At 61.0% G+C, this 10329-nt stretch carries 6 protein-coding genes and 1 pseudogene; 6 read left to right on the top strand and 1 reads right to left on the bottom strand.

All coding sequences use genetic code 11. From position 1 onward, the window contains the following. Nucleotides 1–91 precede the first annotated feature (91 nt). The 5 genes from ACX12L_RS22350 to ACX12L_RS22330 are packed head-to-tail and all read left to right on the top strand — an operon-like array spanning nt 92 to nt 6394. Nucleotides 92–880, top strand: a complete 789-nt coding sequence (locus ACX12L_RS22350) for an acyl-CoA dehydrogenase family protein (RefSeq protein WP_459264506.1) — start codon at nt 92–94, stop codon at nt 878–880. Nucleotides 881–894: 14 nt separating this feature from the next. Next, entirely contained in the window at nt 895–2046 is a 1152-nt protein-coding gene (locus ACX12L_RS22345) for a CaiB/BaiF CoA transferase family protein (protein WP_459264505.1), read from the top strand. A 25-nt stretch (nt 2047–2071) separates the two neighbouring features. Continuing rightward, nucleotides 2072–3730 (top strand): AMP-binding protein, encoded by a 1659-nt coding sequence (locus ACX12L_RS22340; RefSeq protein ID WP_459264504.1) that lies wholly within the window; start codon nt 2072–2074, stop codon nt 3728–3730. Nucleotides 3731–3769: 39 nt separating this feature from the next. Further along, complete coding sequence (locus ACX12L_RS22335) at nt 3770–4801, top strand: cyclase family protein (protein ID WP_459264503.1); 1032 nt, start codon at nt 3770–3772, stop codon at nt 4799–4801. 18 nt (nt 4802–4819) lie between these two features. Further along, nucleotides 4820–6394, top strand: a complete 1575-nt coding sequence (locus ACX12L_RS22330) for an AMP-binding protein (RefSeq protein ID WP_459264502.1) — start codon at nt 4820–4822, stop codon at nt 6392–6394. A 265-nt stretch (nt 6395–6659) separates the two neighbouring features. On the opposite strand, the pseudogene ACX12L_RS22325 reads toward ACX12L_RS22330, so the two are convergent. After that, nucleotides 6660–7238 (bottom strand): annotated as a pseudogene (locus ACX12L_RS22325) (IS3 family transposase); the annotation flags it as partial. 152 nt (nt 7239–7390) lie between these two features. On the opposite strand from ACX12L_RS22325, the gene ACX12L_RS22320 reads away from it, so the two are divergent. Beyond that, on the top strand, nt 7391–10228 hold the full coding sequence (locus tag ACX12L_RS22320; protein WP_459264501.1) for a Tn3 family transposase: 2838 nt from the start codon (nt 7391–7393) through the stop codon (nt 10226–10228). Nucleotides 10229–10329: the final 101 nt, after the last annotated feature.

Below are 10329 nucleotides of genomic sequence, written 5' to 3'. Positions count from 1 at the left end.
AGGGCAGCAGCGCTGCCCGAGTGGCAACACCATGTCCGCCGCCGACCAGTTTTACAGCTTGGCTCATTGAAACCGATCGACATCAACGGCCATTTGCCGCCTCGGCGCCGCTATTGCGACACAACCACCTCGTGGCGGGTCCGACCTGATGGGGGTGGTGGCCACGGCCAAACAGACAGCACAGGGATGGGTGCTCAATGGCACCAAGCGCTTTATCACGAATGGAGGCTGGGCGGACTGGTATCTCATCTTTGCGCGCACTTCCCCGGACAAGTTCGGCATCTTCCTGGTCAACAAGAACGATTCCGGCGTCTCGTTCGGTGCACCTGAGCGCAAGATGGGTCTTAGGGGCAGCCCGACTTCCGACGTGATTCTTGAGGACTGCACGATTCCGCTCGATCGTGTAGTTGGGGATCCGGAGGAAGGCGGAAAGTACATCTTGGCAGGGTTGTTGACGTCCCGCCTGAAATACGCCGCTCACGGGCTGGGTATTGCACAGGGAGCGCTGGATGAGGCATTGGCGTATACGCGCACGCGTGAGCAGTTTGGGCAGCCGGTCTCCAATTTTCAGATGGTCAAGGGCATGATGGCCGATATGGCCATGCGGGTCGAAGCGGGTCGAGCTGTGCTGATGCATGCCGCAACGCTGGTGCTCAACGGTGATCCTGCCGCGAAGAGATACGCGTCCATGGCCAAGGTGCTGTGCACCGATGCCGCGGTGGCAGTGACAGCTGATGCGCTGCAGCTGCACGGGGGCTATGGCTACCTGAAGGACTATCCGGTCGAGCGCATGTACCGCGATGCCAAGGTGACCCAGATTTGGGAAGGCACCAACCAAATCCAAAGGCTCATGATCGCCAAGGAACTTTACGGACGCTGAAGGAGGTCTGGCAGATGGGAACAGTACTGCAAGGCACGAAGGTGCTTGAACTTTGCGAGGTGTACCAAGGTCCGCTGGCCGGGCAGATTCTCGGAGACTACGGTGCCGATGTGCTGAAGATCGAGCGCCCTGACAGGGGTGATTCGCTGCGGCACAGTGACACGGTGGCCAACAGCGCAGGGAAGATGGGCTCGTTCTTTGCTGCCGTGAACCGGAACAAGCGTTCAATTTGTCTGGATCTCAAAGCCGAAACGGACCGGGAAGTGTTTCTGGGGCTGGTGCGCGAGGCCGATGTACTGCTCCACAACTACCGGCCTGGCGTGATGGAAAAGCTTGGCTTCGGCTACGAGGCGTTAGAGTGCATCAATCCGCGACTCGTATATGCCGCTGCCAGCGGCTTCGGGGAACAGGGGCCGTTGGCAGGCATGGCTGGTCAGGATCTGTTGATCCAGTCGATCAGTGGCCTGGCGTGGAAGACGACGGTAAGGGGTGGCGGTCCCACATTTGTAAATGTGCCGATTGCCGACTTCGCATCCGGTTTGCTGCTTGCGCAGGGGATTCTGCTGGCGTTGCTTGAGCGCGTGAACTCGGGTCATGGACAACGAGTGACGGTGTCCCTGTTCAATTCACTGGTGGCGATGCAGATGCTGGAAGCCGCCACGCAGTTGAACTACAGCTACGAGACCCGCTGGTTCGACCGGGCGCTCAACTTTGTGGCCGAAGCCAATGATGGTTGGGTCACGGTGATCGGGTTCTTTCGCGACAACCCATTGCAACTGGTCTGCAAGGGTTTGGGGGTCGAAGACCTGTCCACTCGGCCCGACTGGGGCGACAAGCTGGCCCAGGCCCAACACAAGGAAGAAATCGCCGAGCTGTTGCGCCCGGCTTTCAGGAGCCTGAGTGTCGAAGAGTGCGTCAACCGACTTCAGGCGCAGGGCGTGCTTGCTGCTCCCATTCTCCGATTCGAGCAGATGCTTGAACATCAGCAGACGCGCGCCAATCAATTGATCATTGATGTGCCAGTGGCCGGTCAGGCGCCAATGCGGGTGATCGGGTCTCCCGTTCATCTGTCTCGGACGCCGGCGCAGGTCCGCCTGGGGCCACCGAAATTGGGTGCCAATCAGGGTGAGGGCTTCCGGGGTTCGGCCGCAGGACGGACAGGATGACCGGTGTCTAACGATGAGAGCAACCATGCCCAAGCCGGAGGAATACATGAACGAGTGCTGGACCGTACCCCGTCTCTTTCTGAAGGCGGTGCGGGAAAACGGCTCACGCCCATGTCTGCAGATTGTTGGCGGCATCGAGCAGAGCTATGACGAAACTTGGAGCTGCGTGGTCCAGTTGGCGCAGCGGTTCGCAGGCCACGGAGTTGCTCCCTGTGAGCGCGTTGTACTCATGCTCGGGAACTCGGAACACACGATTCATGCATGGTTGGCTCTCAACCTGCTGAACGCTGTCGATGTGGGCATCAATGTTGGCTACAAGGGAGAGAGCCTTGAGCACGCCATCAATCTGAGTGGTGCGTCGACACTTGTCACCACATCGGACCATCTGCCGACGCTGCTTGCTTCCCGGGACCAGTTTGAGCACCTGGAAACCATCATCCTGATGGAGCCATGCAAAGCCGGCGAGAAGGGCGAAGGGGTCGGTCGCCCGAAGGTCGTTGGCCTTGACCAACTGCCCATCCGGTCTCTGGCACCGGCAGGTCAGGACATGGCCGCGACGGCGCAGCCCTGGGATGCTGCATCCGTGATCTACACCTCTGGCACGAGTGGTCCGGCCAAAGGCGTCGTGATGCCGCACGGACAGGTCACCTTGTTGGCCAGGCTCTCCGCCTCGAAAGCTTCGATGACGGAAGCGGACGTGTTCTATTCGTTCTATCCCATGTACCACATGGCGGGGAAGTTCATGTCTGTGCTCGCGGCCTTTTCGGTCGGGGCGAAGCTGGTGCTGGACACAGGGTTCCGGCCGGAAGACTGGCTCAAGCGGATCAGGACCTACGGGGCGACCTTGACGGCAGCGCACGGGCCGATGCTCGAGATGGTTCACGCCTTGCCGCCGTCACCGGCAGACCGGGAGCACCGATTGAGATTGATCCGGACGGCGCCGTTTCCCAAACGAATTGCACAGGATTTCGAGCAACGGTTCGGAGTCAAGGGGATGGAGGTCTGGGGAATGACGGAGACCGGTGTCGTCTGCTGGAGCAATCCCGAAGAGCCGCTGAGAGTTGGCTCCTGTGGAAAACCGGAGACGGACTGGTACGAGTTTTCGGTGGTCGACCCGCAGACGGACCGACCGGTCGCGCCAGGCACTGTGGGGGAGTTCGTGGTGCGCCCTCGCCAGCCATGGACGATCGCGCAGGGCTATCTCGCCATGCCGGAGCGCACTGTTTCGGCGTGGCGCAATCTCTGGTTCCACACGGGGGACTGCGGCTACGTCGACCCGGATGGATACGTCTACTTTGTGGACCGTGTCCAGGAAAGAATCCGGCGCCGCGCGGAAAACATTTCCGCGAGCGACATTGAAAACGCTGCCTTGCTTCACCCTGGTGTGCTTCAGGCGGCGGCCGTTGGCGTGCCTTCGGGTTTCGAGGGTGACGACGACATTCTTTTGTGCTTGGTCCTGAAATCAGGTGTCCGATTCGAGCCGGAAGACATGCTGGGTTTTCTTACTGGAAGGCTGCCGCACTTCATGGTCCCGCGTTACCTCAGTCGGCAGGAAGTATTGCCGCGCACCCCGACCGGCAAGTTGCAGCGAACGCAGTTGCGAAGCGTCCTCACCTCACCAGGCCTCTGGGACCGAAAAGCTGCTGGCGTGGTGCTGAGGTCGGTCGTCGCCCAGCCAGTGTAGGTGTTTCGACAAATGGTATTTCACACAACGGAGACAAACATGAATCGTTGGAAGCAACGTCCCGAAGGATCCAACTGGGGAGACTTCGGCCCGGACGATGAACTTGGCCGGGTGAATCTGCTGACCCCGGAACAGGTGCTCAAAGGAGCGAGGGAAATCAGGGAGGGGCGGGTGTTCTGCCTGTCGCTGCCGCTCGATCTGCCTGGCGGCACGGTACTGAATCCGCGCCGCAAGCCACCTCAGCTGGCGGCGACCGAACGAGACGGCGTGCCTTACATGAATTTTCCCATGGAGAACTTGGATGCGTCGGCCATCGACATCCTCAGCGACGACCAAGTGACCATGTCGTTGCAGTACTCGACGCAGTGGGATGCGCTGGCCCACGTCGGGGCGCTGTTTGACGTCGATGGCAACGGATCGACCAGCAAGGTCTACTACAACGGATACAGGGCGGGAGCCGATGTGCTGGATGCTGGGGGTGGTGGCTGCTGCGATGGTCACGGGCCCAGCTTTGGCGCTCGCAGGTTGGGTATTCAGAACTTTGCCACCAAGGGCATGCAAGGTCGGGGCGTCCTTGTCGATTTCGTTCGGCACTACGGACAGGGCCGGACCGTGATCGGCTATGACGAATTGATGAGCGTCATGCAGAAGGACGACGTGATCGTCGAACCCGGAGACATGCTGGTCTTGCGAACTGGATTTGCGGAAACGGTGGTTGAGCTGGACGGGCATGCAGACGCCGAAGCGTTGCATGCAGCGGGCGCCGTACTCAACGGTGCTGACCAGAAATTGTTGCAATGGATAACCGACAGCGGCATTTCGACTATCTGTGCAGACAATTATGCCGTTGAGGCCTATCCCGCACTCAACAAGGGCGATCGGAAGTCCTTGCTGCCGCTGCATCACCACTGTCTGTTTAAGCTGGGCCTGCCACTGGCCGAGTTGTGGTACCTAAAGGATTTAGCCGAGTGGCTGCATTCGAACCGTCGAAACCGGTTCCTGCTGACCGCACCCCCGTTGCGGCTTCCGGGGGCTGTCGGATCGCCTGTCACGCCCATTGCCACCGTATAAAACACGCTGCACGATCTTATGAACTTTGATGAATTGTTACGCCGGCACGTTGCCGAGCGCCCGCTTCATGTCGCGCTGCACGACGACGAGAGGCCAATGACTTTCAGCGATCTCTCCAGAGAAGTCGAGCGAGTTGCCAGTTTGCTGTACAGCCACGGAGCGCGCCATGGCGACCGTCTGGCGCTCTGGCTACCAAATTGTGCTGCGTGGCTGGTGACTTTTATGGCGTGCGCGCGCCTCGGGATTGCCGTGGTTTCGATGAACACACGATTTCGCGGGCAGGAGGTGGGCAATCTAATCTCCAGGACTCAGGCGCGCTGGTTGGTCATGTGGCCATCCTTCAAGGACCTACAGTTTAGTGAGATCCTTGATGGAGTTGCGCCTGCTTTGCTGAGCAGTCTGCGTGGGGTCATGATCGTTGGCCAACCGACTTCCTCGGTCTCCCTAACGCAGGCTGACACTTTCAACTACGACGAAAACAGCGACACTTCCGTGTTGAAAGAGAATTCAACGACTGCAGGAGGTACCTATGCGCTCATTTATACGACGTCAGGCACGACCTCGGAACCCAAGTTGGTCGTGCACGATCAGGAGACGTTGATCGCGCACGGTGAATGCGTTGCGCGCTACTTCGGCATGCAGGGAAATGATGCTTTGCTCCTCGGAGCACCCTTCTGCGGCGCATTCGGTTTTTCCTCAGCACTGGGGGCCCTTGCGGCCGGAATTCCGATGGTGACGGCTGCGGTGATCGACGCGGCAGAATGCGTCGGACAAATTCGGAACCACGCGATTACGCACACCTTTGCGAACAACGAACTACTGGACAAAATTCTGCAGGAGGCCGAGGCGAAAAATGTGTCCCTGGCTTCATTGCGAATCGCAGGGTTTGCCAGCTTCGCGCCCTCGTTGGATGAGTTCCCTGCGCGGGCCGAGAAATCGGGTATTACTTTGCTCGGGCTCTATGGGTCAAGTGAATTGCAGGCGTTGGTGGCGGCGCAGTCGCCCCAAGCCTCGCTACATGAAAGGCAGCGTCCAGGAGGATATCTCGTCGCCGACCATGCACGCGTTCGTGTGCGTGATGTGCACACCGGGGAACTGCTCCCGCACGGGGAAGTCGGGGAGATCGAAATTAAAACGCCTAGCCTCATGCGTTGCTACCTAGATAACCCGGCTGCCACCGCAGTGGCCATCGACAGCGACGGATATTTCCATACAGGGGATCTGGGCCATTCCGTTAGTGATCGCCAGTTTGTGTTTCACGCGCGAAGGGGTGATTTCCTGCGCCTGAGTGGCTTTTTGGTGAATCCACGGGAAATCGAAATTTTCCTCGAAAACCAGAATGGTGTTGCGTCATGCCAGGTGGTCGGTGCCGTCCGAGACGGTAGATCTGTCCCGGTGGCGTTCATCATTCCAGATCAAGGAGTTGTCCTGCATGAGCAAGAGTTGATCCAGCAGTGCAAGTCAGAGTTGGCTCGGTTCAAGGTGCCCGCGCGGATTGCGTTGCTGACAGCATTCCCCGTGGTCGAAAGTGCCAACTCCAACAAGGTGCAGCGGTCCAAGCTTCAGGAAATGGCCGCCGAGCTGTTGCGGTAGCCGAACTACACTTTCAACGTGGCACCTTGCGCCTTCGATATTGTTGCGAGAGCTGGGCTGCAGTATTTTCCAATCCAAGTATGTGCCTGAATCCTGGCGGATGAGTGGGTGCTGGTCAAGCGGCGCGTCTGGATCGTTTTTGGATTGTGCCAAAGAGGACCATCCGAGCGGTGTTGAGGTTTTCAGCGGCTTGCAGATCGGCGGTTCGTGTAGCGCGTTGCTGCAATTCTTTGATTGGGCTGCTGCCGGTACGGTTGACACCGGCTTAAGCTTTTTGAGCTTTCTCGAACTGTACCGGACTGACATACCCCAGCGTTGAATGGCGGCGCATGGGGTTGTAGAAACGCTCGATGTAATCGAACACATCCGAACGTGCCTGTTCCCTGGTCCGGTATACCTTCCTGGCCGTGCGCTCGGTCTTGAGCGAACTGAAGAAGCTCTCCATGGCTGAGTTGTCCCACACCTCACCAGCACGGCTCATGCTGCAGGTGATGCCTTGCTCCGAGAGCAGCCGCTGGAAGTGGGCACTGGTGTATTGGGCTGCCCTGGTCCGAGTGATGCAACAGCGCCACGGGCTTGCCCCGCGCCCACGTACAACCAGCCCTCGGCCGTCCAGAGGTAGGTGAAGTCGGCCACCCACTTCTGGTTCGGTGCATCCGCCTGGAATTGGCGGTCCTGCACGTTGTCGGTCGCTGAGCACAAAGCTCTGACGCACCTGGGTACGCAGTACCTCGTCACTGAGACTCCTCTGGCTCCTGGGGCGTATCAGCCAGGCGTAGAAGCCCCCTCGCGGGACACCGAACGCCTCGCACATCAGATTGACCGGCCAGGCCCCTCGGTGTTGGGGACCCTTTGATTTCAGTGCAAAAAGTGACGGTTCGTTTGCCGAGCAACGGCGCGGGCCCTGCGCGGTAAGTCGTTGATTCCACTGCAGTTGCTGTTCGGTCTGGCCGAGCGTATCTTTAGCTGCCTTTCGACTCTTGAGGAGCGGCGGCGATGCAGGGTTGGCAAACACCTTATCTGGGCCTGCGTGAGCTGCCGCGGGAGATCTCTGCCTTCGAGTTGCAGGCCTTCTTCAGCTTCGGCCCTGCCGAGAAAGAGCTGATCGAGCGGCGCCGTGGCGACCGCCATAAGCTGGGCTTGGCGCTGCACATCGGTTTCTTACGCATGAGCGGGCGCCCATTGAACAGTGTTCGTGCCGTGCCAGTGGCCTTGCTGCGCCACCTGGGCAAACTGCTGGAGATCGAGACACCGGATTTGGCCTCGCTGCGCGCGCTTTACACCCGGGGCCGCACCCTGTTCGACCACCAGCAGCAGGCTTGCGAGGTTCTGGGCTTTGCCTGGATGAGCGAACACCAACGCCGTGCGCTCGTGCGTGTATTGCGCGACGAGGTGGCGCACACCGCCGATCGCGAGCGCCTGCTGCTGTGGGCCCGCCACTGGTTGTATGAACACCGACTGATCATCGTGCACGAGCGCGCCATTCGCAGCATAGTGGCGGCTGCACTCGACGATCTCGAAACCACCGCTGCTGCGTCCGTGCGAACCATGGTGCCGGCCGCCACCCTGAAGCTATGGGCGGCGGCTATAACCGCCAGCCGGCCAGATGGCCAGCACTGTCAGAGCTGGTTGTGGAGCGCGCCTGCCAAGCATTCCACGCGCCAGATTGCTGAAGTGCTCGAGCGCATCACCTTCCTCAAAGGACTGGGCCTGGATCGCCACCTGGGCGAGCTCAATGGCACGCTGGTGCGCCGCTACGCCCGGCGCATGGCCACACGTCCGCCCTCGGTCAGCGAACGCGTCAAGGAGCCAGCACGAACCGTCGAGTTGGCCTGCTTCCTGCGCTACTGCCTGCTGACGACCACGGACCAGTTCATCCTTATGTTCCAGCGCCGCGTCACGGATCTCTGGCGCCAATGCGCTGACGAGGTGGGTACCGCCGTCGACTGGTCACGGCAGTACCAATTGCTATTGCAGGATTTGACGGACCTGGTCGAGGACGAATCTGCTTCGGCTGAACTGCGTACCAAGCTGCGTGAACTGGTTGCCGCCAGGCGCGCGCAGAAGGCTCCGAGCCGAGCGTCGGGCATCCGTCGGCAACTGATCGCCACCATCGTCCCTGTGCGCTCGCTCTTGGTCGCCGTCAGCAGCTTGGCCTGGAAGGCTACGGGTGAACATCCGGCACTGCAAGCACTGGACACCTTGCGCACGCAGTATGCGACCGGTGACAAGAGCCTGCCGAAGGACTTCACGGCGGCAAGGCTGGGGGCGGCATGGCGCCAGGACATCTCCGACACCGACCGCGAGCGGGCATTCCGGGCGCTGGAGGTGTCCACGTTGTTGGCCTTGCGCCGAGCCGTTCGCAATGGCTCGGTCTGGGTCGAGCATTCGCTGAGTTTCCGGGGTCGCGAACGGCTGTTTATTCCGGATGAGCGCTGGAAGACCGAGGCCCGGCGCCACTACGCCAGACTCCAGATGCCAGTCAAAGCGGGCAACTTCCTCGCACCGCTGCTGGAGCGTGTGCGCGCCGGCGTGGATGCCGTGGCTGCGGCCGTGCGCACCGGAACGCTGCGGGTGGATGATGAACTGCACCTGGCGCCACTGGTGGCCGACGACGAAGACCCCGAGGTCACCAAGTTACGCCACCGTCTCGATCAACGCATTGGCGAGGTTCAACTGCCAGAAGTCATCCTGGCGGTGGACGCCCAGGTGCGCTTCAGCTGGGTGATGCTTGGCCGTGAGCCGCGTTCTGGCCAGGAACTGCTAATGGTCTACGCCGGCATCCTGGCCCACGGCACCAGTCTCACGGCGGCCGAGTGCGCGCGCATGATCCCTCAGCTGTCGGCCGCGAGCATCCGCCAGGCCATGCGCTGGGCCAGCGACGAGCGGCGCCTGACGTTGGCCTGCCAGGCGGTGCTGCAGTACATGCAACGCCACGCCATTGCCGCCACTTGGGGCCGAGCCGACCTGGCTTCCTCGGACATGATGAGCCTGGAGACCAGCCGACGGGTATGGCAGGCGCGCCAGGATCCAAGGCGGCAGACGGCCTCCATCGGCATCTACAGCCACGTGCGTGACCGCTGGGGCATCTTCCACGCTCAGCCCATCGTGCTCAACGAACGCCAGGCCGGCGCGGCTATCGAGGGTGTTGTGCGGCAAGAGCGGGTCGAGACGACACAACTGGCCGTGGACACCCACGGCTACACCGACTTCGCCATGACCTTGGCCCGGCTGCTGGGCTTCGATCTGTGCCCCAGGCTCAAGGAGCTCAAGCAGCGGCGTCTGTTCGTGCCGCGCGGCATGAAGGTACCCGAGGAGATCGCTGCCGTCTGTGAGGCCGGCATCGACACCGCGTTGATTGAAGCCCACTGGGACAGTCTGGTCCACCTGGCGGCTTCGGTGTCGAGCGGGCATGCCAGCGCGGTGAGCACCTTGGCCCGGTTCGGCTCGGCCGCCAGAGGCGACCCGATTTACGACGCCGGCGTGCAGGTGGGCAAGCTGCTGCGCACGGCATTCCTGGCCGACTACTTCGTCAACGAGGCCTTCCGACGCGAGTTGCGACGGGTGCTCAACCGCGGCGAGGCAGTCAATGCACTGAAACGGGCGATCTATACCGGCCGCGTCGGCCCAGCGCAAGCCCGGCGCGCCGACGAGATGCAGGCGGTGGCCGATGCGTTGAGCTTGCTGGCCAACATCGTGATGTCCTGGAACACGGCGCAGATGCAGAGGTTGTGTCGCGGTAAGCCACCCAAAGACAATCAAGGCATGACCCCACTGCATCTCCAACTGGCAAACTCGACCCTGCGCCGTATGCAGCTGGCGATCCCATCTTGAAAGCACCGCTTGAAGCGGGCATCGTCCCCACGATGGAGGATCGTGGAGACGATGGAACAATCTTTGAATCAAGAGCGCCCACGGCGGCGTGAATACAGCCC

Source organism: Alicycliphilus sp. T452, from assembly GCF_054512775.1.
This window is presented reverse-complemented; position numbering and strand designations above follow the sequence as displayed.

Excerpts from the sequence above, each read along its gene's own strand:
- ACX12L_RS22345 (WP_459264505.1), top strand. The coding sequence starts at position 895 with ATGGGAACAGTACTGCAAGGCACGAAGGTGCTTGAACTTTGCGAGGTG.
- ACX12L_RS22340 (WP_459264504.1), top strand. The coding sequence starts at position 2,072 with ATGCCCAAGCCGGAGGAATACATGAACGAGTGCTGGACCGTACCCCGT.
- ACX12L_RS22335 (WP_459264503.1), top strand. The coding sequence starts at position 3,770 with ATGAATCGTTGGAAGCAACGTCCCGAAGGATCCAACTGGGGAGACTTC.
- ACX12L_RS22330 (WP_459264502.1), top strand. The coding sequence starts at position 4,820 with ATGAACTTTGATGAATTGTTACGCCGGCACGTTGCCGAGCGCCCGCTT.
- ACX12L_RS22320 (WP_459264501.1), top strand. The coding sequence starts at position 7,391 with ATGCAGGGTTGGCAAACACCTTATCTGGGCCTGCGTGAGCTGCCGCGG.